This is a genomic window from Acidithiobacillus thiooxidans ATCC 19377, from assembly GCF_009662475.1.
Lineage (GTDB): Bacteria > Pseudomonadota > Gammaproteobacteria > Acidithiobacillales > Acidithiobacillaceae > Acidithiobacillus > Acidithiobacillus thiooxidans.
The window spans coordinates 220583-245645 of sequence record NZ_CP045571.1 but is presented as its reverse complement, the minus strand read 5'-3'; the positions used below and the strand labels follow the sequence as shown (position 1 = coordinate 245645).

Sequence of the window (25063 nt, the reverse complement as noted above, 5' to 3'; positions counted from 1 at the left end):
GCAAGTGGCTGACCACAAACACACTGCCACTGACATCTTCGCGTATGCCTCATTAGTTTTTACAAAATTGAAAAATGGTCATCACAGATCTACATAACCATTCAGCTGGCGCATGGAATGGATAACATATTCTTAGCAATGTATTCATTGTTGCATGCCCTGTGGTAATCTATACCCTGTTGTTAGAAGGTAAATGGCGCTTTTCATTGTGCAGAAAGGCTGGAATTTTAGTACTTGCGAGGTATTTGGCCGTACTACAGCTTTTGGAGACTGGCACCTACCTCCAACGATGGGGGCAGAAGATTAAAACAGGGAAAAGAGGCAATTGCTGGCCGTCAAAAAAGTTGATCTCAGCATCAATTTTGTTTTAATCGATTAATTTTAAAAATTATTTTTAGAGGAATTATATTTATAGAAAATAAAAAATTAGAATTAATATAACATAATGATCCTGATTTATCTCAGTTCAAAAAAATGGAGATCGTCAAGTATGAACAACCTTACGCCCCAGGAAATGGAATTAAGCTCACTGATAATAAAAACATTGAATCTTTCTACCGAACCGCACAACATCGACCCTGAATCACCACTATATGGTGGAGAATTAGGGCTTGATTCTATTGATATTTTAGAGATATCTATGGTTGTATCAAAAAAATACGGGGTGACCATAGCCAACGATAGTGAAAATAAAATGGAAATTTTTAGTTGCCTGCGCAATCTATCCACTTATATAGAGTCACACCAAGTCATTTAGCACTTGATTTGAGTAAATGCTGACATTTCTTGAAAATTTGATCACACCCCCATAATGCGCGGTTTGTGTGAAACAAAAAGCTCCCGACCAAACTCGGGAGCTTTTTCAGTTCTGCTGAAAAAATCAGTGCTGATGGTAACTGAGCACCCGTTCGACTTCATTTTTAGCGCCCAAAATGACGGGAACTCGCTGATGCAGTCCCTCCGGCTGTATTTCCAGAATCCGTGCAGTCCCGGTACTTGCTGCACCACCCGCCTGCTCCACCAGATAGGACATGGGGTTGGCTTCATACAACAACCTGAGTTTACCGGGTTTTTTGGGGTCTTTCTGATCAAAGGGATACAGAAAAATTCCGCCCCGGCAAAGAATGCGGTGAACATCCGCAACCATGGAACCCACCCAGCGCATGTTGAAATTCCGCCCACGCGGACCTTCTGTACCCTGGTTCAGCTCATCAATATAACGTTGTACCGGTTTCTGCCAGTGCCGATGATTACTCATGTTGATGGCATATTCACTGGTGTCTTCCGGAATGGTCATTTGCTTGTGGGTGAGAATGTATTCGCCGATGGACGGGTCCAGGGTGAAGCCATTGACCCCGTGCCCCGTACTGTAAACCAGCATGTTACTGGACCCATACAGGGCATAACCGGCACACACCTGCTCCACACCCGGCTGCAGGAAATCTTTCATACTGGCATCCCGTCCCGCAACTGGCGCTCTGAGAATGCTGAAAATCGTTCCGACACTGATCCCAACATCCGTGTTGCTGGAACCATCCAGAGGATCAAAAAGAAGCAGGTATTTACCTCTGGGAACACTATTGGGGATGGAATAAGGATCATCCATTTCCTCGGAAGCCATCCCCGCAAGATGACCCGTCCAGTCCATGGCGTGCAAAATGGCGTCGTTGGAAATAATATCGAGCTTTTTCTGTACTTCGCCCTGGACATTATCAGTCCCGGCACTTCCCAGGGCCCCTACCAGGGCACCCCGATAAACCTGTGCACCGATAAACTTGCAGGAAACGGCCAGATCATTCAAAAGTGCAGCAAAGTCTCCGGAGGCCTGAGGATGCCGTCGTGTTTCTTCCGTAATGAATTGTGTCAGGGTAGTCCCAATATGCATGCGCCGATCCTTTAATTAAGCAATGAAAATTTGTCTACAGGGCACTCAGACCCAGCCTGAAGGTGATGGTGGATTCTATCGCGCGGCCCGCGCCCTGGTCCAACCATTGCAACCACTGAATGTGAAAACGATGAATACCTCCACTGATTTTGGGGTAACAATCCATATCATCGGCAATTTCCAGACGGATCAATGAGGGCGGTCGACGCGGATCAAGGGCAGAACCATAGCGCCCTTCCTGAGCATCCACGAGTGACCATGCACAGGAATCCCGCAGCAAAGCCAGAATCAAATCGACACTTTGCTGCAATAATTCCAGCCCTTTCTCCCAGCCACCAAGCAGGATTTTCGCGCGTTCCGGTGCCTGCTGACTCCAAAAAGCCAACAAAGGTAAATCGCAGTCTGCCAAACCGCCAGCCACCCCCATACGACCCCGCGCCAGCTGAATGATTTCCTGATGTCGTAATAACTCTCCAAAAGCTTCCCGATGTTCACGCAGTAATTTGAGTTGCTGATTAATGCGAAACTGCCAGGCCTGCAGAGGCCGCTCATCCACCTCAGGACTTTGGGACCAGATACTGAGGCTTTGCCCAAGTCGCTCCAGCTCCAGAATCAAGTCCAGACGCAGCTCAGGTCGACTGCAAAAATCCAGCAGTTCATTATATGGACGCAGTGCCTGCCGCAAATCTCCCTCATGAATACGCTGCACCTGCGCAAAAACGCTCTCCATGCGCAACAACAATCGGGCGCGTTCGTGGAGGGGATGCTCATAAACTGCCATGCCTGTCCTTTTTTATCCGTAAAAACCGTTCATAGCGACAGCAATTGATGCACCATTTTCGGGCATCAACCGACAGGTTGCCACAGGCAATTTTTCTAGGCAAATCCACGGGCTTTATAAACTGTGTCCCAGTAAAGCAAAATGGCTTCGCGCAACGCCTGCACGTCTTTTTCATTGCTAATAACATAATCTGCAGCGGCATTCCGCTCGGCACGCGGAAGTTGTGCCGCCAGAACAGCCTCAATTTGCGCGTTGGACCAGCCGGGACGCAACTGTAATCGTTCAATTTGCAAAGCACTCGGACAATCAATGACCAGAACCTGATCCAGCAGGGCCTGATAATGATTTTCGACAAGCAACGGGACTACCCAGACGATGACCGCTTCGGGCTGATCCTTTTGCAGGCTTTGACTGCGGTCCAGAAAAAGTTGGCGAATCCGGGGATGCAACAGGGACTCCAGCCATTTTTTGGCGACCGGATCGCTGAAAATCCGGTCCCGCAACAAAGACCGATCCAAACAACCATCCGCCAGCAAATATTGTGGCCCCCATTGCCGGACAATCTCCGCGTAGGCCGGCTGGCCCGGCTCAACCAGCTCACGGGCCATGAGATCCGCATCCAGAATATGCGCACCCAAGGCCCCCAACATCTCCGCCACGGTACTTTTGCCGCTGGCAACTCCGCCTGTCAGCCCTATGTGCATAATGGCTCAAGCTCCCAGAAAATGCAGATACGCATGGACAATATCACCAGGCCAGAGCAGCATGAGCCATCCTCCCAGAGCCAGATAGGGACCGAAGGGAATGGCATAGTCCCGCCCTTTCCCGCCCAGCAGGAAAACAATGGCTACCAACCCTCCGCTTATTGCCGCTATGAATAGTGTCAGAAATACTGCCTGCCAACCCAGCCAGGCTCCGATTAAACCCAGCAGCTTGAGGTCGCCACCACCCATGCCATGCCGTCCGGTCATTTTCAAATACACGGTCGCCAGCAACCATAAGCTGCCATATCCCAGAAAAATACCGAGGAGGGCATTCAATGGCGTGGTCAGGGCTAGTCCCGACCCCAAAAAAGCGGAAGCATTAATGAGCAGACCGAGGAGCATACCCGGTTTGGTAATGCGGTCCGGGAGCAATTGAGTTTCCAGATCAATCAGGGTAAGCGCCAACAAAGCCCAGGTGAAAAGCAGTGCAGGAATTAATGACCAACGGAATCCCCACTGCCAGGCAACCACTACGCTGAATATCGCCGTTAATAACTCCAAAGCCGGATAGCGCCAGGAGATCGAACTACCACAAGAATGACAGCGACCACGCAGCAATAACCAGCTCAGCACCGGAATGTTTTCCCAGGAATGGAGCACATGCCCACACTGTGGGCAATGGGAAGAAGGCCGAATGATTGATTCCCGGCGAGGAACACGGTGCACGACCACATTGAGAAAACTGCCAATCAGCAACCCGAACAGTCCCAAAAAAACGTATTCGGCAACGGGAAAAAGTGGCGTCACCTCCCCCTCCCAGTCACGGCACGGGTCAATCTGAGTGCAAAAGATTGTGGACAAATACCCAGTCGTGTCGCCGCTGCCACAGGGTCTCCAGAGACCTCTGCAAGCACGGATCGGAGCAAATCGGCTTCGGCACTATCCAGGGTGCAGGCAACCCCGGATTCGGTTTTCGGAGCGACTGAAGAGAAACTTCGGTCCACATTCCGGTTCGGAGCAACGTGATTTCCATTTTCAAGAATATTCTTGTCCGGAAATACCAGACTACGCTCCAGCAAATTCTCCAGTTCGCGCACATTACCCGGAAAATCATATTGCTGCAGCTTTTCCAGGACGTCTTCCGCCAAAATGGTCGGGCTCTGGTCTGCTTGCCCATTGATGCGCTGAAGAATCGCCTCGACTAGCTGGGGAACATCTTCCAGTCGTTGCCGTAATGGCGGCATGTGTAACTGCACCACATTCAGCCGATATAGAAGGTCTTGACGAAAGCTCCCAGCCTCCACCATCGCGCCAAGGTCGCGATGCGTCGCCGAAATAAACCGCAGATCCAAAGAAATTTCGCGCGCTCCACCCAGCGGCCTGATCACCCGCTCCTGAATGGCACGCAGCAACTTGACCTGCATCAACATGGGCAACTCAGCAATTTCGTCCAGAAAAAGCGTGCCTCCGTTAGCCGCCTGGAAAAGCCCCTGGCGGGACTGGGTTGCGCCAGAATAAGCGCCTTTTTCGGCACCAAATAATTCGCTCTCAATCAAACCTTCGGGAATCGCGCCACAATTCACGGCCACAAAAGGCTTGTCCTGCCGCAGGCTGGAATCATGAATAGCCCGTGCAGCCAGCTCCTTGCCGGTTCCTGACTCGCCCGTAATATGAACAGGGGCATTACTACGGGCCAGTTTGCGAATATCTGCTCTTAATTGCTGCATTACGAGAGACTGACCGATCAGCCGGTTCGTCGCATCCTGCTCCATACCCTGGGGATGATTCAGCTTGAGCGCCTGGGCCACCAACTGACGCAGGCGTGCCAACTCAATGGGCTTGGACATATAGTCAAAAGCCCCAGCCTGCATGGCCTCTACAGCACCATCCGCTGATGAATAAGCCGTAATGACGGCCACCGGAATATGTGGATGGGCATTGTGCAAATATCGCACCAAATCAATACCTGAACCATCTGGCAAACGTAAATCGCTCAGCACCAGCGAGGGGAGATCATGAGATAGACGGGCATGAGCCTCCGCCAGAGAACCTGCTCCGGACACCTGCAGCCCCATACCCTGCAAAGTAATCTTTAATAATTCAACAATATTGGGCTCGTCATCTACGACCAATGCCGAGGGAACAGGACAATTCGTCATCATGCCGCCTCCTCGTGCGGGTCCCAACAGGGCAGAAATATTTTGAAGATAGCACCACATTCAGGGTGATTTTCGCAAAGCACTTGTCCATTATTCATCTGGATCAACTCGCGCACCATTGGTAAACCCAGTCCGGTACCCCGAGAGTTGGTCGTAAAAAAAGGCTCAAAAATGCGTTCCATGACTTCCGGTCGGATGCCGGGACCGAAATCTCTTAAAGTCAGCATGATTTGTTCTTTTCCATAACGTTCTGCACTGATTTCCACCCGCACCAATCCATCTTCGTCAACGGCATACTGGGCTGTATTATGCAGCAAATTCCAGACAACCTGACGCAATTGTGCGGGATCTGCGTAAATCAGCAAGCTCATGGGAATATCCTGAACCAGCACATGCATGTCCGCCAACTGCGGATCGGCCTGAAGCTGAACAATCAATTTCGGCAACCAGCTGGATAAGGCGATGGGCTCCAGATGGGCGGGTCCCGGTCGCGCCATTTCCAGCACCGACTCGACAATGGCGTTGATACGCACCGTTTCCCTTTCCAGAATTTCAAATAAATGCCGAGAACTGGCATTTTCCATGCTCTCATCAAGCAGATTGGCTGCGTGACGGATGACACTGAGCGGATTGCGGATTTCGTGGGCAATATTCGCAGCCAAGCGCCCCAATGCGGCGAGTTGCGCCTCACGCTCCATCGCCCGCAACACAGAAGCATCCCTTAACAACAACAGCCGGTAGGGACTCCCAGGAAGCGTAATTTTTCGTACCATCAATGAGGGAGTCTGGTCTCGTAAAGCCGGATCTTCCGGACCCAAAGGAACCAGAACTTCAGTGTCGTTCCCATGATTTTTAATCAACATGGCGGCCAAACGCGCCTGCACCAGATCCAGGGCAACGGGTACATTGCCCCAAAACCGGTAACCGGAGAGTTTGCGGGCAATCGGATTGCTCAGGATAACCCGGTTATGCTTATCCAGCACCAGGACGCCCACATCCATGTGCTCGACGATTTCCCGGTTGAGCACATTGAGGTTGAAAAGCTCCTGGTCACGTTGCAGGGCCAAACGATGGTCGCGATCCAGACTCCGCACCAGACTGTCCGCCAGCACGGCTACTGCTACCAAGGCCAGGATATAAATGAATAACTGACCCAAAAGAGGATGCACACTAGTCATGCCCCCCTGCAGAGACTCCAGCACCAGAAGTAGCAGCAATACCCAGACAAATAAAAAAGCACCCCTGCCACGCAGCAAACTGGCCACAGACACCAACAACAAAAAAGGCAGAATACTGAAGGGACCGTTTATTCCACCGCCATAGCGCAGGAGCAGCAATACCAGGACGGTATCCATCAACACTTGTAACCAGATATGCCAACGCGTCTGGCCTGGAAACTTCATAAGCAGGAACAAAATATAAAACAGACTTATTCCCGCAGCGACCAGCGTAAGCACAATAAGCGGATGATTATGCGCATCTATATCCAGAATGCTTTTACTGAACGGCAATTGCACCAATACGGCAATCGCCGCCGCAATCAGGAGGCGATATGCGGAAACACCCCACAGACGCCGCCAGGATCCGTCCTGCTGGATGGACTCAGATACCATAAATTTGAATTTTGTGGTGCTGCATCAGTTATTCATTGCAGATTGGTAACCCGCAAAACTTCTTCCAGACTGGTTATGCCTTCCTTGATTCTGCGTAGACCATTCTGGCGCATGGTGAGCACCCCCTCACTGGCTGCCTGTCGTGCCAAATCTATAGCGGTGCCACCCCGCATGATGATTTCGCGCATCGCTTCACTGACTGGCATGACCTGATAGAGACCCGTACGCCCTTTATAGCCCGTTTTGTTACATTCATCACAACCCGTAGGACCCATGGGACGCCAGCCTTGCAGATCATCCGCAGCAAACCCGGCTTCCACAAGCGCCTGATCAGGAATACGAACCGGCTTTTTGCAATGCGTACACAGCTTTCGGGCCAGACGTTGGGCCATGACCAGGTGCACTCCACCGGCGATATTGTAGGTAGGAATACCCATGTTCTCCAGACGGGTCAGGCTCTGAGGTGCATCATTGGTATGGAGCGTGGCCAACACCAAATGTCCGGTCTGGGCAGCTTTTATCGCAGTTTCTGCGGTTTCCAGATCGCGGACTTCACCGACCATGATAATATCGGGATCCTGACGTAAAAATGACCGCAGGGCAGCGGCAAAATTCAAGCCGATCCGCTCATTGATATTCACCTGATTGATTCCATACACCGGAATTTCTACCGGATCTTCCGCCGTGCTGATATTACAGTCACCCGTATTGAGAATGTTCAATGCAGTATATAGCGTCGTGGTTTTACCGGAGCCGGTAGGTCCGGTCACCAGAATCATGCCATAGGGACGGTGAATGGCCTCTTCAAAGGCTTTGCGTTGTTCCGGTAAAAAACCCAGTTGCTCGATGGGTACCCTGGAACTGGCAGGATCCAGCAGACGCAGGACAATGGTTTCCCCGAAACTTGTTGGCAGGAAAGACACACGAAAATCAATGACCCGAGCCGGAGGCACACGCACCCGCAAGCGTCCATCTTGAGGCAAACGCCGCTCCGAAATATCCAGGCGACAGAGAATTTTCAGCCGCGACGTGACCCCATCCCGCAAGGCCAGTGGCGGATGCAGAGCATCCTGCAACACCCCATCCAGGCGGTAACGCACCCGGAAATCCTTCTCATAGGGTTCCAGATGAATATCCGATACGCCGCGCTGAATCGCATCCAAAAGCAGCTGCTGCACAAAACGCACCACCGGTGCATCATCCACAGTGCCATCGCTATCCTTGGATAAATCAAATTCTTCCTGGGCATCATCGGTATTTACATCTGATGACTTTTCAAGGAAGACATCATCAATTCCTGTTCCGGCATTATTGGCCAGGTTTACCGCGCGCATCAGCTTGTTGGCTTCCACAAGTATCGGCACAACTTGCAGGCCGGTATTGAACTTGATGTCCTCAACGGCTTTGAAGTCGGTAGGATCTGCCATCGCCAGATAAAGTGTCTCGCCGCGTTTGGACAAGGGCAGAACGAAATAACGGCTCATCAGATTTTTATCAATCCGGCGTATCAACAGGTCATCAATCATGACCGCATCCAGATCAAGCATTGGCATATTGTAGCGCTGGGATAAATGCGCCATCAGCGCAGGTGCCGAAACAGCCCCTTTTTCTACTGCATAAAACAGTAATGGTTTTTTTCCCCGCCCGGGATCACTAGCCAGGGCAAGCAATTGCGCCTCATTACCCAACCCATTGCTGACCAGTGCCCGCAATACGGGCGTTAAAGTGATTTGTTCCGGGTTTGCAGCCATCGACGTAATGTATCCTCCACAGTTTGGGTTTGCGGCAGAACGCCCGTCCAGATCCGGAAACTTTCAGCCCCCTGTTCTACCAGCATACCCAACCCGTCAATAGCAACCCGTCCGTACTGACGAGCCGCGCGTAACAATGGGGTTTCCAACGGGTTATAGACGATATCGTACACATTGCCATGATTTGGCAACGACTCCAGATCCAGTTCCGGATGGCTTTCCCCATACAAACCTAAGGCGCTGGTATTCACCAGCAATAGCGTCTGCGGCAAAATCCGGGCAAGGATTTGTCGTTCCAGTGGCAGAGGATGCAGGGGGAATTGGGGAAATTCAGCCGCCAGTTTTTCGGCGCGTTCGGCATGGCGGTTGGCCACATAAATAGCGGGGCAGCCAGCCGTTCCCAAGGCATAAATAATGGCCCGGGCTGCCCCACCCGCACCAATTATCAGAACGGGGCCAGAGCGCCAATTATCCCCCGCATGACGCTCCAAAGCCCGCTGAAATCCAACAGCATCGGTATTGTCTCCCATAAAACGACCCGCTGCATAATGTACCGTATTTACTGCACCAATCTGCGCTGCGGCTGGACTGAGCTCGTCCATCAGGATCTTTGTGGATTCTTTATGCGGCACCGTGACATTGAGTCCCAATACACCGGCTGCCGCCAACCCTTTGAGCGCTTTGGGCAAGTCAGCAGCCATCACTGGAAATGGCACATACACCATGTCGATCCCCAGTTGTTGCGCAAACAGCCGATGCATCCAGGGGGATAAACTGTGTTTTACCGGGTCACCGATGATTCCGTAGACGGCAGTTTCTCCACCGGGATGCCATGTTTCTACTGCTGTTACCAAAATCTGCTCCTCATAAACCCAATGCCGCAGCAATTTTTATAAAACTTATCTAAAAAACGGCAGAGGGTCAGGAGGCTTTTTGCTCCAACGCCCCTTGCCTGTTGTTCTAAGGCTCATCCTGCTGTCAGGAGAGAACTCGCCCTACGGGCTCAAACAGCTCTCCTGACGGGCGCTGGATTTCGCCAAGAACAACAACGGCGCGGGACAAAGTCGCTGCAAAGCCTCCTGACCCTCTGCCGTTTTTTAGATGACAGAACCAGATATTAAGCGTGGGCCAGTCGAGATAATAATTCCAGCCAGTTCCTGCCTGGCAGAATATTGCCCAATACTACCGGCTCACGAACTCCCGTCACCTGACCATAGGCTAGAGCTTTTCCTCGCAAGCATTGTTCACCCAACCAGGCAAAGGCCAAAGCCTCAAGCGCCTGACTGGGAATCCCGCTTTGTTCTGAACCATTATGTACCTGCAACTCAGGTAAAGCCGACTGCAATTCCCGCATCAGCGTTGGATTTTCAGCGCCGCCGCCAAACACCAGCAATTCTTTTGCATCCGGTGTCCATTTTCGCAGGGCATCTGCCACCGTTATGGCCGTCAATGCCGTTAACGTAGCAACAAAATCCGCCCCCGAATATTTCCAGTCATTCCACCATTGATGGACCAGCCGATCATCAAAACTTTCCCGACCGGTACTTTTGGGTGGAGATTGCCGGAAATAGGGGTGTTTCAGCCATTGGTCGAGGGGCAACGCCTGAACTTTACCTGCCGCTGCCAATTTGCCGTCCAGATCGCAACAGGCTTCGCCTCCGCTCAGAATCCGGACCGCAGCATCAATCAATACATTCCCGGGCCCGGTATCGAAGGCCTGCAAAGCCCGGGAGTCATCACCGCCAGGGATCCAGGTTAAATTTGCCATACCGCCCAGATTCAGGACCAGACGTGGCTGATCTGCCTGGAACAGGCGCTGATGAAATGGGGGAACCAATGGTGCACCCTCACCTCCAGCAGCAACATCTGCTCGCCGAAAATCGTGAACCACCGTCAGACCCGTAGCGATAGCCACATCAGCAGCGGAACCAATCTGCAGGGTAAAACCGGGAACAGCACGCGGCTGATGCCGAATGGTCTGGCCATGCAGGGCAATAAAATCGACCGGACCCAATTTATGGATGGCAGCCACTGCCACCTCCGCATAACAGGCTCCCAGTTGCCGATCCAGAATGGCCATTTGCTCAACGCCCAGCGGGCCATTGGCAGCAAGCACCATTTCCAGCAAGGGCGCAGCAAAAGCCTGGCTGAATAAACCGGCATATCCCCGTGCGGGAGTAACATCGCAATCCAGCACCGCTGCATCAACGCCATCGGCACTGGTTCCGGACATCAAACCCAAAGCGCGCAAGCCGTTACCGCTTCGCAACAGGATTCAGAAATTGTTCCTGCGGCGAACAGCCTCGCTCAATGTTCGTGACCGTGCTCACCATGTACGTGGCCGTGAGCCAGTTCTTCTGCAGTCGCATCACGCACATCCAGTACCGTGACATCAAAATTCAGCGTCATTCCGGCCAGAGGATGATTCAAATCAACGGTCACCTCTTCGCCTTCAATATCAATCACCGTGGCCAGACGAGCACCTTCGTCCGTCTCGGTTTCAAACTGCGTCCCGATTTCGAGATCTTCCGGATCATCAAAATCTTCCTTGGCAACCACTTCCACCAGATCCTCATCCCAGTCGCCATAACCTTCTTCGGGCGGAATGGATACTTCAACCTTGTCACCCGTGCGATGCCCGGCCAACGCCTGCTCCAATCCGGGAATGATTCCGTGGTGTCCGTGCAGATAAATAAGTGGTTCTTCACCTACAGAGCTGTCAATCAGCTCTCCCTCTTCATCGGTGAGGGAATAGTCGATGGTGACTACCTTGTCGTTGCTGATGATCATATTGGGCGTCCTATAGATGAGGGCTGGAGGATAAAGACTGATTTCAGTGAGAATTCTAGCTTGACTGGGCAGAAACGGCAAAATTTTCCGGGGTCTCCCAAAACTGCCAGGAAGGCGCAAGAATCTCGCTGAATGCTTTGATCCACAAAGGATTGTCATTAAGTGCCGGAATATATCGCAAAGTCTTCCCGCCAGCATTCAAAAAAGTTTCTTTGCCCTCCAGCGCAATTTCCTGGAGAGTCTCCACACAGTCCGCCGAAAATCCGGGGCAGAGAGCATCTATTTCCCGAACCCCCTGCCGGGCCAGATTCTCCAGGGTTTTGTCCGTATAAGGCTCAAGCCATTTTGCCGCGCCAAAACGACTCTGGAAGGTCTGAACCCATTCCTCCTGCTTCAGGCCCAACGCCTGTACCAGAAGTGCCGTGGTGACTTCGCACTGTTGACGATATGGATCACCCAACTGAATAGACCGCTGGGGCAGGCCATGAAAGGAAATCAGCAACTTTTCAGCGCGACCGTTTTCCTGCCACCAGTGGCGGACACTTTCTGCCAGCGCATGAATATAGGCAGGATGGGTATGCCAATCCCGGAGCATGCGCAATTCGGGAATATCGCGCATACCGCGCAATACATCGGCGACCTTGTCGAATATGGAAGCCGTAGTAGCTGCGGCATATTGGGGATAGAGCGGCACCACCAGTAATTTTTCGCATCCCGATTGGCGCAATTCTGCCATTTTCTGCGGTAAGGACGGTTTTCCATAGCGCATGGCCAGAGCTATGCGGACCTGCCCGGAAAAATGGGTATCACAGTACTGCTGCAAGCCATCCGCAAGACGTTGACTGTAAACCATCAAAGGGGACCCTTCGGGCATCCAGATGCTGGCATAATTGCGTGCCGAACGCGCCGGACGGAAAGTCAGAATCGGACCATTTAATATGGGCCACCAGATAATCCGGGGCAATTCCACCACCCGCCGATCACTGAGGAACTCGCGTAGATAACGGCGCACGGCAGAAGCTGTAGGAGCTTCAGGCGTACCCAGATTGACCAGCAGAACACCAATCATCACACCTCCTCAAGTTGAATCAAAACGGGTGCGTGATCTGAAGGTCGTTCAGCAGCCCGTGCATTCCGATCGATGACTACATCCTGAACCTTCGTCATCAGGGCATTGGAGGCCAGAATCAAATCAATCCGCAACCCGCGATTGCGGCGGAATCCTGCCGCCCGATAATCCCACCAACTCCATTCCTGAAGATCACCATGCTGGTGACGCCAGCTATCCTGCAACCCGAGATTCAGCAGGGCCGTCAGGGCTGCCCGTTCGGGGGGTGAGCACAGGACCTCTTCACCCCAGGCCACCGGGTCATAAACATCCCGGTCATCGGGGGCAATATTAAAATCTCCAACGAGCAGCAGCCGGGGCCACTGCTGCAATTCCTTTGCAATCAACGCGCGCAAACGCTCCAGCCACTGCAGCTTGTAGGGATATTTGTCACTTTCCAATGACTGACCGTTGGGCACATACACATTCACCACCCGGGTACCCGCGAAAGTGCCGGCGCAAAGCCGCGCCTGACCGTCGCTTCCATCAGGCCAATCACAGCGCCCATCTTCCGGCACGCTGCGACTGAGTATCGCCACGCCGTTATAGGTAGGCTGCCCATGATATAGTGCGTGATAACCCGCTTCAGCCAGTTCGGCAACGGGAAATTTTTCATCGCTGAGCTTGGTTTCCTGCAGACACAGCACATCCGGAGATTTTTCCTGCAACCACTCCAGCACTTGCGGAAGCCGCACCTTCAGTGAATTGACATTCCAACTGGCCACTTTCATGGACATTACTGCGGTAGTGTCGCACTGACACTGGGCCGTAAACGCATACTGTGCATCCAGGCCAACAAATCGGGAAACTGGACCAGAAAGTCCGGAGCCCGCAGATCCACATAACCCACTGCAGCTACCGTCGCAATTTGTGACAGATTCAATACCGGCGCGGACCCCACGTCTTTCCATGCCATGGTTTCCTCCTGAAGCATGGCCAGCGCCGTAGTCACCTTGCCGCGCGCGCGCTGCAACATGTTCAGATCCTGACAATCAGCCGCGTGACGCTGCTCCAGAACCCAGGCGATGGTTGTATCCATGATGCCGCTGGCCAGTGCTTCCACACGCAGGGCTTCAATACGCGCTTCCGGGTCCTTGGGAATAATCGCCGGGTCCGGGCGCAACACCTCCAGGTACTGAACAATCACCGCAGAATCATAAACTGCTGAACCATCATTGCGCAGCAGTACAGGGATTTTGCCGAGCGGATTGTGGGCCAGAGCGGCGTGATCCTGAGTCCGCAGATTAACCCACTCCACTTCGCAGGGGATATTTTTTTCCAATAACACTATACGGACCTTGCGGGCGTAGGGGCTGGTTTCGGTAGCGAACAGGCGCATCTTTTTTCTCCTTATGAGTAGGCCGGCGTTGACTCTGTTATCATGACTTAAATTATCATCCCTAGCCAAGCCCAGGAATCATGAACTACCAACATCATTTTCATGCCGGTAATGCGGCAGATTGCATCAAACATCTGGCGCTTTATCTTGTTTTGGAAGCCTTGACCCGCAAGGACACCCCCCTGGCCTACATCGACACCCATGCCGGGGCGGGCAGTTACCCGCTGGGCAATAGCGGAGAACATCTCGGCGGCATTACGCGCCTCTGGGCAGATCGGCGCAGCCTGCCCCAATCCGGAGAATGGCTCAAACGTATACAGCAGATCAATCACGACAAACAACTGCAGTACTATCCCGGCTCGGCCCGGCTGGCCGCAGAACTGCTCAGGCCGGAAGACAGGATGATTTTATGTGAAACAGAGGCGGAAATTGCCACGCAGCTACGGGCGAATATGGGTAAAAGACCGCACACCAGTATTTTGAACGAAGACGGATATCGCGCCCTTTTCGCCCATATTCCTCCGCAGGAAAAACGCGGTCTGGTGTTGATTGATCCGCCCTTTGAGCGCCGGGACGAATGGGAAATGCTCGCCGATACCATACTGCGTGCCTATCAACGCTGGCCGCAGGGAACCTATCTCATCTGGTATCCCATAAAAATACGGGGTACGATCACGCGGTTCTGGCAAGCCATACGCGGCAAAATTGCGGCGCAGGTATTTGAACTGACACAACGGCCGGAAGAAGGTCGCGAAGCCCTGGCCGGTAGCGGGTTATTGCTGATCAATGCGCCTTGGGGCGTCAAGGAAGCCCTCAGCGCCGGCCTTACCGAACTTGGTCCTCTACTGGCCGACCCGCAATCTGGAGGATTCTGGTCTCTGCGTTGCAGCGGCTGGGCCGCCCCTGAAAAAGCCGGTCATAAAAAATGATTCATCTCAATCACGCAGAAAAAGGTTAAGCGGATGGACAAAGAAACTCTTCCCAATATCGATCATATTCAAAAGCTGCTGCTTTATGGCGGCCCCTCCGCGCAGCTACAGCAGGAGCTGGTCAAAACGCCCGGCGCAGAAATCAGTGTCGCCGTCCTCTATCAACTGGCCCTGCGTCATGGCGTCATCAGCCCCACTGCAGCGCGTGAAGGTCTGGCCCTGTTGGCTACTGCCGGGACAGCCGGTGACAGTGGCCGCAAAATTCTGGAAAAAGTGATTGCCGACAGTGATTTTCTGGCTGTACGGGTCATGCGCTGAAGGAAACGGACATTGCGTCTTTATAGTTGGAATGTGAACGGCTGGCGGGCAGCCTACCGCAAAGGTTTGCGGGACTGGGTGAAAGAGACCGGCCCCGATTTGCTCTGCACTCAGGAAACCAAGGCGGATCCTGCAAAACTGACCGCTGCGGAAAGTCGCCTGGAAGGATATGGCAGCTGCTGGGCCGTGGCCGAACGGGCCGGTTACAGCGGCGTCGCCACTTTCACCAAAATTCCCGGACAAACTTCTCATGCGGGCTTGGGCATAGAGCGTTTTGACCGCGAAGGCCGGGTGGTTGTCACCGATTGCGGCGATTTTGATTTGTACAACGTTTATTTTCCCAACGGCAAAAAAGATAGCGAACGACTGGCCTTCAAGCTGGATTTTTATGCCGCCTTTCTGGCGCATATCAACCAGAAAGCGGCGGCAGGCCGCCCGGTGATTTTTTGCGGGGACGTGAACACGGCGCATCAGCCCATCGACCTCGCCCGCCCCAAGGAAAATCAGCGCATTTCCGGCTTTCTTCCCGAGGAGAGAGCCTGCATGGACCAATGGCAACAGGCTGGTTGGGTGGATAGTTTTCGTCATTTTCATCCTGATGAGGCCCGTTACTCCTGGTGGAGCCAACGCACTGATGCCCGCAGTCGCGACATTGGCTGGCGCCTCGATTATTTCTGGGTACACCAGAGCCTTCTGCCGCGCCTGCGCGCTGCGGGTATCGCTACGGAAGTCATGGGTTCTGATCATTGTCCCGTCTGGCTGGAGATTATTTGATGCGCCTCGAAAAGTATGTACAACTTGCCGAAAATGAGCTGTTCACCGTGGCAGACTTGCGGCGCTGGGGCAGCAGCCGCTTTGCTGCCGCCGATCTGGATTTCAGTCAGGGGCAGCAAAACCCCCGCGCCGAAGCCGATCTGATCCTGGCGCGCGCCCTGCACCTGGAACCCGAAGATCTTGCGGACTTTTCAGGTGCCCGGCTGCTGCCGGAGGAAAAGCGCCGGGTATTGCAACACTTTTATGCGCGTGAAATTCTCCGCAGGCCGGCGGCCTATATTACTGGAGAAGCCTGGTTCGCCGGGCTGCGCTTTATGGTGGATGAGCGGGTATTGATCCCCCGCAGCCTCATTGAGCCCTTTATTGAAGAGGGCTTTGCGCCCTGGGTGGAAGAATCGCGCATCCAGCGTATTCTCGAAATCGGTACCGGTTCCGGGTGCATGGCCATTACCCTGGCCCTACGTTTTCCCTATGCTGAAATAGATGCTGTAGATATTTCTCTAGAGGCCCTGAACGTGGCGCGCAGCAATGTCCAGAAATACGGGCTGGAAGATCAGGTACATTTATATCAGTCAGATTTATTCTCGGCTTTGCAGGGCCAACGTTACGATCTGGTTATCAGCAACCCCCCCTATGTGGATGCCGCAGCTATGGCCGAGTTACCCCCGGAATACACCCATGAGCCACGCCTGGCCCTTGCCGCTGGCACGGATGGACTGGACTGTCTCCTGCCCCTGCTGGAACAGGCTCCCCGGCACCTGGAAGCAGGCGGGGTATTGATTGTGGAAACCGGCGATGCAGAAGTAGCGCTCAGCGAACAAAGACCCGATTTGCCGCTGATCTGGCTGGAACACCCTGCGGGGGGCTCCGGTGTTTTCCTGATGACTTTTAATGGCTGAACAGCAACTGTAAAAACACCCGCACCGCCCGCGACTGAAAATCCCTCTGCGGGCGAATCAGAAACAGTGTCCAGAATAACCCGCGCGGCGGTTCCAGGCGCAGGGAGGCCAAAGGCCAGCGGACCTTGTCCAGAGCCTCCACCGAGGCAAAGCCAATACCCAATCCCGCCGCGACCGCGTCGCGTAGGGCTTCGACGCCCGTCACCTCCACGCTGTAACGGGCACACAATCCGGCATGGGCAATGGCGGCCTCCACGCGGCGCCGGATTCCTGAATGGGCTTCTCTCCAGACAATAGGTTGTTGCAGAATTTCCTCCCAGCGCGCCGATTGTCGTCCTTCCTGCACCCAGGGATGATCCCGGGGCAGAATGGCCACCAGTTCGTCTTCCCGCCAGGCCTCCTGCTCCATATGTTGGGGCAAATGATCTGCAGCAATTTGTTCTTCGGTAAACAGCAAATCCCAACTACCCAAAGAAAGGGCATCCGGCAAAGGACCCGTTTTCAATTGCAACTGGATACTCGGGTAAGCACTGCGGAAACGGGCCAGATGTTCCATTAAAAAATAGTTGGCGACCGTATTGGTGGCCGCAATGCGTAAACTGCCTTCCTGCAGGTTCTGGCGTCGCGCCGACCAGCTTTCCACCTCCTCCAGGCTTTCGCGCAGGCGACGCGCATAGGGCAACAGGGACTCACCCGCTGCCGTCAGCTTGATACCGCGACCACTGCGTTGATAAAGCGGTTCTCCCAAACTCAGCTGCAGGGCCCGCAGGCGCTCGGAAACAGCAGGCTGACTGCGCTGCAACATTCGGGCCCCACGTCCTACCCCTTCGGCTTCGGCAACGGCCAAAAAGGTCAACAATTCTTCTGCATGTATTTTCAATAGGGTTTTCCGATGAATGCGTACAAATCAATCTATTAGTTCTATATTAGTGACAGCGCTACAGTAGGGCAAATTTGATGGGAGACATCCTATGGAGCGTATCCAGCCATTGTCCAGAACCTGGCCACTTTTTGCAGGCGTAGCATTGGCTTTGGGCATGGGTTCTTTTGATGGCGCCTCGGTGCAGGGTATTTTTCCCTATGTGGCGGGCGGCCTTTCCACCAGTAACGATCACGCCCTGTGGACTCTAACCTACTTCATCGTGCACTGGTCCCTGGGTATTACCCTCATGCCCTGGACCACCCAACGCTTTGGCATGCGGCGCGTATTCCAGATGGCGGTTATGGTCGCTGGTATCGGTACCATCATTAGCGCCACCACCAGCAATCTCTGGATCATGCTGCTTTCCCGCGCCCTTGAAGGGATTGCCGCCGGGCTGCTGGTCCCTCTGAGCCAGAGCCTGTTTCTGCGCCATAGTCCCGAACGACAGCATGGCCTCGTCACCATTTTCTGGAGTAATGCCATGCTGGTTCCCTTTTTTTTCGGGCCGGCCCTGGGCGGTTTTTTGGCTACAGACCTCGGTTATCGCAGTATTTTTCTGCTTTCCCTGCCTTTCTGGATACTGGCATTACTGCTCGGTAGCAGTGGTATCCCCAAAGATCAGGGTCGAAAAAACATGCCACCCTTTGACGGCTGGGGATTCGGCCTGCTCTACGCCGGGCTGATGAGTCTGCAAATCGTACTCGATCAGGGCGAAGAATATGGCTGGTGGCACTCTGCGTTTATTCTGAAAATGACCCTGATTGCTCTGGCTTGTTTTTTGCTGTTTGCCTGGCGCGAAAGCGAAACAGCCCATCCCCTGCTGGAAATCCATTTTCTGAAGCGGCGCAATTACTGGTTGGGGCTTTTGTTACTCTGCCTGGGATGGGCCATGTTCATGGGCTGGGCTTCCATTTTACCGCTTTGGGCAGAAGAAGATTTGGGCTTCAACGGATTCTGGGCCAGCCTCGTTCTTTTTCCCATTGGGCTGGGGGCGATTCCCCTGTCCACCCAGATGGATCGCCTCCGGGGTCTGCTGGGCTTGCGTCGTCTGGCTGCCTTGTGTTTCAGCATTTTTGCCTTCGCCTATGGTAATGCTTATCTCAGCCCCATCAGCAGTCTGTCTGACCTTTTTATACCCATCCTCCTGATCGGCATCGGCGTCGGCATGCTCTTCGTGCCCCTGACCCTCATCATTCTTTCGGGTCTGGATAGCGAAGAAATCCCTTCAGCGGCAACGACCAGCAACTTCATCCGGGTATTCAGTGCAAATATCGGCGTCAGCCTGCTGAGTGTCTATTGGACCCGTTACAGCGCCATGGCTGCCGATCATTTTCGCGGGCAGATCAGCCGCTTCCAGAGCCATCAGGATTTTTCAGCGGCCATGTTGCACAGCATGATCATGGTCAAAGCCGACACCCTCAGTATCGACAACCTGTTGCGACTGTCCATGTGGATTTGCCTGGCCGCCGCCCTGATAGCCTATTTTTTCATCATCCCCCCGAGCCGCATGAAAACAGCCAGCGGCCCGCAAAACTATGTGGAAGAGGAAGAAGAGGAAACCGGTTTTGCGGCTTCGGCAAAAGCCGAAGCCGCCGACGGCGCCAGAACCACTTCCTGACGCGGGCGGGGAATTTCTATACCGGCATTTTCAAGGGCATCCGCCAAAGCCCAGTTAAAAGCCGCATGGGTACTGCCAGGGCGCATCAATCCGTCACGCTCTACCCAAACAATCATCTCGCAATCATATCCTGCTTCACCAAAAGCGTTGAGCCAGAGTGAAGGTGGGTACTGCTTGTTTGGCGTACATAAGGGATGCGCCAAGGCGGTATTCACCACCAGCTCACGGAGTTTTTCCCGGTCAGTCCCGTAGGGAACCCGAAAAGGAACGTGAATACGCATGACCGGATCATCCAGACTCCAGTTAATCACTTCCCCATTCACAAACTGGGAATTAGGGACCAAAACATCCACATGGTCGTTCGTCATTATCTGGGTATAACGCACGCTGAGTTTTTTGACTTCACCGTGCAGGCCATTTTCCTTGATCTGAATATAATCTCCGACCTTGATACTGTGTTCAAAAAGCAGAATCAGACCAGAGGCAAAATTGCTGAAAATATTCTGCAGACCAAAGCCCAAACCGACACCGACTACGCCACCGAGAATACTCAGACTGCTGAGATTGACGCCCACCGTTTGCAGGGCAATCAAAATACCCAGAGCAATGACGATATAGTAGGTCAACCTTGAGATTGCATAAGCCGTCGCCGTACCCAAGCTTCGGGACAGGGTTTTTCGTATCAGCCTTCTCAGCCAGATAGCGCCCCACCAGAGGAAAAACAGGATCAGCACAAATTCGACAATACCCAGGGGTTCAATAAGAATATTGCCCGGCAAATGCCATGGCGTGGTAAACCATCGCCAGAAAGCCCCCAGATAATCATGCATATTCGGTTTCTCCATCGATTTTTTTGCCCAGGTTAGGGTGTTTGTCCTGGATTATTCCCAGTCTATCAGAATGCGCTCCGTGACAAACATACAACAACCCCTGCCGCAGAGCGTCCACATCAGTTACACTAAAGCAAAAATTGACTGGATAAGGTAGCCCCGTGAAAGCATTTGTTCTCCAGCCCCTGCAAGAGGCCCTCAATGCCCTGCTACTGCAGGGCGTCATCCCGGATGTTCCGGCTCAGCTCGAACTGGATCGTCCCAAGCAGGTGGAGCACGGCCATCTGGCCAGCAATATCGCCCTGCTTCTCGCCAAAAAGGCGGGGCGTAAACCCCGTGAACTGGCCGACGCCATTATTGCGGCATTGCCCGCCAGCCCGTGGATAGTGCGTACGGAAATTGCCGGACCGGGTTTTATCAATTTTTTTCTGAGCCCTGCCGCTTTTCATGCGGTCATCGAAAAAATCCAGACCGAACAAAACCAGTTCGGGTCCAACCAACGGGGCGAGCAGCAAAAGCTGCAACTGGAATTTGTTTCGGCCAATCCCACTGGTCCGCTTCATGTGGGGCACGGTCGGGGTGCTGCCTACGGTGCGAGCCTGGCCAATATTTTGCGCTTCAATGGGTATGATATTTTCTGTGAATATTACGTGAATGATGCCGGTCGGCAGATGGATATTCTGGCCGCCAGTGTTTATATGCGTTACCTCGAAGCGGCCGGACTGCTTCCCTGGCCCTTTCCTGACAACAGTTATCGCGGCGCTTATGTGCGCGAAATTGCGGCACAACTACGCACGCAATGCGGTGATCGCCTGGAGCATGCCGCAGCCAACATCCCCAACCTGCCTGCCATGGAAGACGCCGATGCGGCTGTGGACACACTGATCGCCCACCTCAAGCAAAGTCTGGGGAACGATTACCGTGTGTTGCACAGTGCCGGGCTGGATGAAATCCTGAACGACATCCGCAATGATCTGGAACAATTCGGCGTGCATTACGAACGCTGGTATTCAGAACGACAACTGGTCGATTCCGGAGCCGTAGACCGGGCGACAGCCGAACTGGAAGCTGCGGGACATTGCTACATTCAGGATGGCGCGCTCTGGTTCCGGTCAACCGCATTTGGCGATGACAAGGACCGGGTTCTGCGTCGGGAAAACGGTGCGTACACCTACTTTGCCTCGGATGTGGCTTACCATGCCGAGAAATTTGCCCGTGGTTTCACTCATGTTTTGGATATGTGGGGTGCCGATCATCACGGCTACGTTCCTCGCGTCAAGGCAGCGCTCAAAGCACTGGGACTGGACGACGAAAAGCTGGAAGTCGTACTGGTCCAGTTTGCCATTCTGTATCGTGGTGCGGAAAAGGTATCCATGTCCACCCGTGCCGGAGAATTTGTCACCCTGCGCGAACTGCGCGAAGAAGTTGGTAATGATGCCGCCCGCTTTTTTTATGTGCTGCGCCGCGCTGACCAGCACCTCGACTTTGATCTGGATCTGGCCAAAAAGCACTCGGAAGAAAATCCGGTATTTTATATCCAGTATGCCCATGCCCGGGTTTACTCCATGCTCCGCCAGGCTACAGAAAAAGGCTTGAGTCTTCCTGCCGATAATGAGCGTGCACTGGATTGTCTGCAGGATTCCCGCGAGCTGGCTCTGGCCGATGCTTTATGGCGTTTTCCGGAAGTCGTGCACAACGCCGCCCGGGATCGGGAACCGCATCAGATTGCTTTTTATCTGCGCGATCTGGCCGCCGCTTTTCATACTTATTACAACTCCACCAAGATTCTGGTGGAGGAAACACCCCTGCGCCATGCCCGCCTGACGCTTTGCAAAGGGGTCGCCCAGACCATTGCCAATGGCTTGAAACTGCTTGGGGTCTCGGCACCGGAGCAGATGTAAACCGTCATGCGTGATTATAAGAACCAGACCAGCCGCCCACCTTCCAGAGAGCAGCGCCCGGCGCCTCCGCCCCGGAGGCCGAGGGAGCCCGAACCCGAACTGGAAATGGAGGAAGAGCAGGAAGCACTGCATTCTGCCGAAGATCGAGGCCCCAGACTCTGGCCCTGGATATTGCTCATTATCATCCTGTTGCTCAGCGCCCTGGTGTGGTGGTGGATCGCGCAATTACCCATCAACACCGGCAAACTGGGGCTCCTGTCGAAAAATTCAGGAAGCACTGCCGCCGCCGCATCAGCCAGCAGTAATGCCAAGCCTGCAACAGGGGGCAAATCATCCAGTGCCAGTTCCGTGGCATTGGCTACGGCCATCGCGCCCTCCGCTGCTCCTGCCTCCAGCACCAGCACCAGCACCAGCAAACACGGGACAGCAGCCAGCACCACCAGCACCCAGTCAACAGCCACTGCCGCCTCCACACGCAGTGGCGTGGATTTCAACTTTTATCAGATCCTGCCAAAAATGCATGTTGATATACCGGCGGACATTCTCGGCAGTGGTCCGGGTATTCCTTCCGCAAGCACCAACAGCACTGCTGCCGTGGCCGTACATCAGCCGGTAACCATTCAGGTGGGAGCATTTACGAATCGGGCTGCCGCCGTCGTGCTCCGCGACCGCCTAGCGCTACTGGGCGTCAGCACCAGCATGACCAAAGTGGATGGCAATGGCAGTAACACGCTTTATCGCCTGCAAACCCGAACGTTTGATTCTTTGGCCGATGCCCAACCCACTCTCGCCAAAATTCGTGGCATGGGCATCACCCCTTTGCTGATTGGCAACGGCATCATCGGTGCAGCAACTAATGCACCGCTGTCCCAGTCTCCAGTGCCTTGATGGCTGCAGCGGGAGTTTCCTGACCGGCCAGCACCTTGTCCAACCCGGGCAGATAATGGTTTATGGTTTCCACACCCAACAACAGGTAGGGACGCAACAAGGCCGTAGATAATACGGCTGCCGGTGCCTGCAAAATCGTCTTGAAATTGATTTCACCATCTTCCATATCCAGCTCGAAATTACCCAGAGACAGACCATAGTTGGCACGGGTCACAAATTCGGCCACCGCCAATCGCTTGTTCGCCGTAATATCCAGATTCTGTGGACGCAAATAAAACAGGATGCGCTCACGATCTGCATGAACATGACAGAAAATATCCAGGGTGCCATTGGGTACCTGCAGTGCACAGGTCATGACCGGATAATCCGGAAGCATTTTGGCTTCCCATTCCAGTTCCATAAACAGTTTTTCAACCACTTCCACATGATTCATTGTTGGGATCCTTGTTCAGCAAAAGCCTCGGCGAGGCGAAAAAAGGCAGCCTGATCCAGTGTTTCTGCACGACAGGAAGGATCAATATCCAAGCTCTGTAACTGCTCCGCACTGAAAATGCCGCGTAAATTATTGGCGATGGTCTTGCGGCGCTGCGCAAAACTGCTGGTGACAATCCTGGTAAAAGCCGGGCGCAGACAATCGGTCAGCAAAACCGGCTTACAGGGTAGCAAACGCATGAAGGCTGAATCCACCTTGGGCGCCGGAAAAAAATTCCCGGGGCCCACTGTAAACAGAGACTCCACTTCACACCAGGCCTGAATCATCACCGATAGTCGTCCATAGGTTTTGCTGCCGGGGGCCGCCACCATGCGTTCGACGACCTCCTTTTGCAACATGAAGTGCATATCCTGAATCCGCTCTACCGACTCCAGAATATGAAAAATAATAGGGGTCGCCACGTTGTAGGGAAGATTACCCACCACCCGCAGCGACTTGTCGCTGTCACCCAGACGCGCAAAATCCACCTTCAGGGCATCGGCCTGCAGGATCGTCATTTGCCCGGGGATCGCCAGCGCTTCAAGACCGGGGATCATGTCCCGATCCAGCTCAATCACGGTCAGATGATCCAGTGCCTGGAGCAGCTTTTGGGTCAACGCCCCCGGCCCCGGCCCGATTTCCAACAGAACATCCTGCCGGTCTGGACGAATGGCATCCATGATGCGCTCCACAATGTAGGGTTGCACCAGAAAATTCTGTCCAAAGCGCTTTTTGGCTGCCGGCAAGGCCCCCACTTGCATCATTAACCTCGCTTCATGCTATATTTGGGTGACGCCTTTAGCAGGCGATGCGAAACGGAAAGCCCATGCACCTTGTGCTTCGTCTTGACGTCGGTGGTCGTCCCATGGCCTGGGAAACCTGGGAAGAAGCCGCCGCCCATTATGTCCGGGGTAATGTGGCCTGGACCCTCGGGAATCCTTTTTTCACTGCCCACGGTGGAGTATGCCGACGCAGTGGCATTCATTCCCAGCTTGACATTCATCCGGTCATTGCCGTGCGCGGTCGGCATCTTGGCAAAATCAGGCCTCCTGCCCTGTCCAATCAAACCCTGTTTCACCGCGATCATCATCTCTGCATGTACTGCGGCAAACATTATCCGGTGCGCGAATTGACCCGTGATCATATTATTCCCATTTCTCGCAAGGGCCGGGATATCTGGACCAATGTGGTGACCGCCTGCCGCAGTTGTAACAGTCGCAAGGACAACCGCACTCCGGACGAGGCGCACATGCCCTTGTTGGCGGTACCTTTTACGCCGACATGGGCGGAATATCTGTTGCTCAGCAATCGCCGTATTCTCGCCGATCAGATGGAGTTCCTGCTGGCTCAGGTGCCCGAAGGACGCAGCCGGATTGGCTAAG

Annotated in this window: 26 protein-coding genes; 9 read left to right on the top strand and 17 right to left on the bottom strand. The window is 53.7% G+C overall.

Annotated elements, in window-relative coordinates; all coding sequences use genetic code 11:
- The first annotated feature begins 490 nt into the window (after positions 1-490).
- Complete coding sequence (locus GCD22_RS01280) at positions 491-757, top strand: phosphopantetheine-binding protein (RefSeq protein WP_024893396.1); 267 nt, start codon at positions 491-493, stop codon at positions 755-757.
- Between the two features lie 123 nt (positions 758-880).
- Here GCD22_RS01280 and GCD22_RS01275 read toward each other — a convergent pair whose 3' ends face one another.
- From GCD22_RS01275 to GCD22_RS01215, 13 genes are all read right to left on the bottom strand, one after another.
- Positions 881-1885, bottom strand: coding sequence for a class 1 fructose-bisphosphatase (locus GCD22_RS01275; RefSeq protein WP_024893397.1), 1005 nt, complete (start codon positions 1883-1885; stop codon positions 881-883).
- A gap of 34 nt (positions 1886-1919) precedes the next feature.
- Positions 1920-2666: a cell division protein ZapD gene (gene zapD, locus GCD22_RS01270; protein WP_024893398.1), complete on the bottom strand. Its 747-nt coding sequence runs from the start codon at positions 2664-2666 to the stop codon at positions 1920-1922.
- Positions 2667-2761: 95 nt separating this feature from the next.
- On the bottom strand, positions 2762-3370 hold the full coding sequence (gene coaE / locus GCD22_RS01265) for a dephospho-CoA kinase (RefSeq protein ID WP_031569871.1): 609 nt from the start codon (positions 3368-3370) through the stop codon (positions 2762-2764).
- Positions 3371-3376: 6 nt separating this feature from the next.
- A complete protein-coding gene (locus GCD22_RS01260) occupies positions 3377-4177 on the bottom strand; it encodes a prepilin peptidase (RefSeq protein ID WP_031569873.1) in 801 nt (266 codons plus the stop codon).
- The gene (locus GCD22_RS01255; protein WP_050816103.1) at positions 4174-5532 is read right to left on the bottom strand and encodes a sigma-54-dependent transcriptional regulator; all 1359 of its coding nucleotides are present in this window, start codon (positions 5530-5532) and stop codon (positions 4174-4176) included. The genes GCD22_RS01260 and GCD22_RS01255 overlap by 4 nt, the downstream gene beginning before the upstream one ends.
- Positions 5529-7142, bottom strand: a complete 1614-nt coding sequence (locus GCD22_RS01250) for a two-component system sensor histidine kinase NtrB (RefSeq protein WP_024893401.1) — start codon at positions 7140-7142, stop codon at positions 5529-5531. Before GCD22_RS01250 ends, GCD22_RS01255 begins: the two co-directional genes overlap by 4 nt.
- 32 nt (positions 7143-7174) lie before the next feature.
- On the bottom strand, positions 7175-8893 hold the full coding sequence (gene pilB, locus GCD22_RS01245) for a type IV-A pilus assembly ATPase PilB (protein WP_024893402.1): 1719 nt from the start codon (positions 8891-8893) through the stop codon (positions 7175-7177).
- A complete protein-coding gene (locus GCD22_RS01240; protein WP_024893403.1) occupies positions 8863-9747 on the bottom strand; it encodes a shikimate dehydrogenase in 885 nt (294 codons plus the stop codon). Before GCD22_RS01240 ends, pilB begins: the two co-directional genes overlap by 31 nt.
- A 263-nt stretch (positions 9748-10010) precedes the next feature.
- Positions 10011-11144, bottom strand: a complete 1134-nt coding sequence (locus GCD22_RS01235; RefSeq protein WP_024893404.1) for an anhydro-N-acetylmuramic acid kinase — start codon at positions 11142-11144, stop codon at positions 10011-10013.
- A 56-nt stretch (positions 11145-11200) separates the two neighbouring features.
- On the bottom strand, positions 11201-11683 hold the full coding sequence (locus GCD22_RS01230; protein ID WP_024893405.1) for an FKBP-type peptidyl-prolyl cis-trans isomerase: 483 nt from the start codon (positions 11681-11683) through the stop codon (positions 11201-11203).
- A 55-nt stretch (positions 11684-11738) separates the two neighbouring features.
- Positions 11739-12752 (bottom strand): ferrochelatase, encoded by a 1014-nt coding sequence (hemH, locus tag GCD22_RS01225; protein WP_024893406.1) that lies wholly within the window; start codon positions 12750-12752, stop codon positions 11739-11741.
- Entirely contained in the window at positions 12752-13522 is a 771-nt protein-coding gene (gene xth, locus GCD22_RS01220) for an exodeoxyribonuclease III (RefSeq protein WP_024893407.1), read from the bottom strand. Before xth ends, hemH begins: the two co-directional genes overlap by 1 nt.
- Before the next feature lie 5 nt (positions 13523-13527).
- Positions 13528-14130 (bottom strand): glutathione S-transferase N-terminal domain-containing protein, encoded by a 603-nt coding sequence (locus tag GCD22_RS01215; RefSeq protein ID WP_024893408.1) that lies wholly within the window; start codon positions 14128-14130, stop codon positions 13528-13530.
- Between the two features lie 80 nt (positions 14131-14210).
- Here GCD22_RS01215 and GCD22_RS01210 point away from each other — a divergent pair, with 80 nt between their 5' ends.
- Genes GCD22_RS01210 through prmB form a run of 4 tightly spaced genes read left to right on the top strand, consistent with a single transcriptional unit; the run spans position 14211 to position 17050 of the window.
- Complete coding sequence (locus GCD22_RS01210) at positions 14211-15059, top strand: 23S rRNA (adenine(2030)-N(6))-methyltransferase RlmJ (protein ID WP_024893409.1); 849 nt, start codon at positions 14211-14213, stop codon at positions 15057-15059.
- Positions 15060-15092: 33 nt separating this feature from the next.
- Entirely contained in the window at positions 15093-15377 is a 285-nt protein-coding gene (locus GCD22_RS01205) for a DUF2322 family protein (protein WP_010640562.1), read from the top strand.
- 12 nt (positions 15378-15389) lie between these two features.
- Entirely contained in the window at positions 15390-16151 is a 762-nt protein-coding gene (locus GCD22_RS01200; RefSeq protein WP_024893410.1) for an exodeoxyribonuclease III, read from the top strand.
- Positions 16151-17050 (top strand): 50S ribosomal protein L3 N(5)-glutamine methyltransferase, encoded by a 900-nt coding sequence (prmB, locus tag GCD22_RS01195; protein WP_024893411.1) that lies wholly within the window; start codon positions 16151-16153, stop codon positions 17048-17050. The genes GCD22_RS01200 and prmB overlap by 1 nt, the downstream gene beginning before the upstream one ends.
- Here prmB and GCD22_RS01190 read toward each other — a convergent pair.
- Positions 17040-17930 carry a LysR family transcriptional regulator gene (locus tag GCD22_RS01190; RefSeq protein WP_024893412.1) on the bottom strand — a complete coding sequence of 297 codons (891 nt, stop codon included), beginning with the start codon at positions 17928-17930 and terminating at the stop codon, positions 17040-17042. The two genes, prmB and GCD22_RS01190, sit on opposite strands and share 11 nt — an antisense overlap.
- Before the next feature lie 91 nt (positions 17931-18021).
- Here GCD22_RS01190 and GCD22_RS01185 point away from each other — a divergent pair, with 91 nt between their 5' ends.
- Positions 18022-19590, top strand: a complete 1569-nt coding sequence (locus GCD22_RS01185) for an MFS transporter (protein WP_024893413.1) — start codon at positions 18022-18024, stop codon at positions 19588-19590.
- On the opposite strand, the gene GCD22_RS01180 is transcribed toward GCD22_RS01185, so the two are convergent.
- Positions 19506-20420 (bottom strand): mechanosensitive ion channel family protein, encoded by a 915-nt coding sequence (locus GCD22_RS01180; RefSeq protein WP_010640572.1) that lies wholly within the window; start codon positions 20418-20420, stop codon positions 19506-19508. The genes GCD22_RS01185 and GCD22_RS01180 overlap by 85 nt on opposite strands.
- A 161-nt stretch (positions 20421-20581) precedes the next feature.
- Here GCD22_RS01180 and argS point away from each other — a divergent pair, with 161 nt between their 5' ends.
- Positions 20582-22321, top strand: a complete 1740-nt coding sequence (argS, locus tag GCD22_RS01175; RefSeq protein WP_031569879.1) for an arginine--tRNA ligase — start codon at positions 20582-20584, stop codon at positions 22319-22321.
- A gap of 6 nt (positions 22322-22327) precedes the next feature.
- Positions 22328-23209 carry an SPOR domain-containing protein gene (locus GCD22_RS01170; RefSeq protein ID WP_031569881.1) on the top strand — a complete coding sequence of 294 codons (882 nt, stop codon included), beginning with the start codon at positions 22328-22330 and terminating at the stop codon, positions 23207-23209.
- On the opposite strand, the gene GCD22_RS01165 is transcribed toward GCD22_RS01170, so the two are convergent.
- Together GCD22_RS01165 and rsmA are read right to left on the bottom strand one after the other, a co-directional pair.
- Positions 23175-23642 carry a YbjN domain-containing protein gene (locus GCD22_RS01165; protein ID WP_010640577.1) on the bottom strand — a complete coding sequence of 156 codons (468 nt, stop codon included), beginning with the start codon at positions 23640-23642 and terminating at the stop codon, positions 23175-23177. The genes GCD22_RS01170 and GCD22_RS01165 overlap by 35 nt on opposite strands.
- Positions 23639-24445, bottom strand: a complete 807-nt coding sequence (rsmA, locus tag GCD22_RS01160) for a 16S rRNA (adenine(1518)-N(6)/adenine(1519)-N(6))-dimethyltransferase RsmA (RefSeq protein ID WP_175438520.1) — start codon at positions 24443-24445, stop codon at positions 23639-23641. The genes GCD22_RS01165 and rsmA overlap by 4 nt, the downstream gene beginning before the upstream one ends.
- Before the next feature lie 62 nt (positions 24446-24507).
- Here rsmA and GCD22_RS01155 point away from each other — a divergent pair, with 62 nt between their 5' ends.
- On the top strand, positions 24508-25062 hold the full coding sequence (locus GCD22_RS01155) for an HNH endonuclease (protein ID WP_010640580.1): 555 nt from the start codon (positions 24508-24510) through the stop codon (positions 25060-25062).
- Position 25063 lies beyond the last annotated feature (1 nt).

Bases quoted from the DNA above. Each gene is read 5' to 3' on its own strand.
- prmB (WP_024893411.1), top strand. From the start codon at position 16,151: ATGCGCCTCGAAAAGTATGTACAACTTGCCGAAAATGAGCTGTTCACC.
- hemH (WP_024893406.1), bottom strand. From the start codon at position 12,752: ATGATTGGTGTTCTGCTGGTCAATCTGGGTACGCCTGAAGCTCCTACA.
- GCD22_RS01275 (WP_024893397.1), bottom strand. From the start codon at position 1,885: ATGCATATTGGGACTACCCTGACACAATTCATTACGGAAGAAACACGA.
- GCD22_RS01280 (WP_024893396.1), top strand. From the start codon at position 491: ATGAACAACCTTACGCCCCAGGAAATGGAATTAAGCTCACTGATAATA.
- GCD22_RS01230 (WP_024893405.1), bottom strand. From the start codon at position 11,683: ATGATCATCAGCAACGACAAGGTAGTCACCATCGACTATTCCCTCACC.
- zapD (WP_024893398.1), bottom strand. From the start codon at position 2,666: ATGGCAGTTTATGAGCATCCCCTCCACGAACGCGCCCGATTGTTGTTG.
- GCD22_RS01205 (WP_010640562.1), top strand. From the start codon at position 15,093: ATGGACAAAGAAACTCTTCCCAATATCGATCATATTCAAAAGCTGCTG.
- GCD22_RS01155 (WP_010640580.1), top strand. From the start codon at position 24,508: ATGCACCTTGTGCTTCGTCTTGACGTCGGTGGTCGTCCCATGGCCTGG.
- GCD22_RS01250 (WP_024893401.1), bottom strand. From the start codon at position 7,142: ATGGTATCTGAGTCCATCCAGCAGGACGGATCCTGGCGGCGTCTGTGG.
- xth (WP_024893407.1), bottom strand. From the start codon at position 13,522: ATGAAAGTGGCCAGTTGGAATGTCAATTCACTGAAGGTGCGGCTTCCG.
- GCD22_RS01180 (WP_010640572.1), bottom strand. From the start codon at position 20,420: ATGCATGATTATCTGGGGGCTTTCTGGCGATGGTTTACCACGCCATGG.
- GCD22_RS01215 (WP_024893408.1), bottom strand. From the start codon at position 14,130: ATGCGCCTGTTCGCTACCGAAACCAGCCCCTACGCCCGCAAGGTCCGT.
- GCD22_RS01255 (WP_050816103.1), bottom strand. From the start codon at position 5,532: ATGATGACGAATTGTCCTGTTCCCTCGGCATTGGTCGTAGATGACGAG.
- pilB (WP_024893402.1), bottom strand. From the start codon at position 8,893: ATGGCTGCAAACCCGGAACAAATCACTTTAACGCCCGTATTGCGGGCA.
- GCD22_RS01185 (WP_024893413.1), top strand. From the start codon at position 18,022: ATGGAGCGTATCCAGCCATTGTCCAGAACCTGGCCACTTTTTGCAGGC.
- rsmA (WP_175438520.1), bottom strand. From the start codon at position 24,445: ATGATGCAAGTGGGGGCCTTGCCGGCAGCCAAAAAGCGCTTTGGACAG.
- GCD22_RS01210 (WP_024893409.1), top strand. From the start codon at position 14,211: ATGAACTACCAACATCATTTTCATGCCGGTAATGCGGCAGATTGCATC.
- coaE (WP_031569871.1), bottom strand. From the start codon at position 3,370: ATGCACATAGGGCTGACAGGCGGAGTTGCCAGCGGCAAAAGTACCGTG.
- GCD22_RS01165 (WP_010640577.1), bottom strand. From the start codon at position 23,642: ATGAATCATGTGGAAGTGGTTGAAAAACTGTTTATGGAACTGGAATGG.
- GCD22_RS01170 (WP_031569881.1), top strand. From the start codon at position 22,328: ATGCGTGATTATAAGAACCAGACCAGCCGCCCACCTTCCAGAGAGCAG.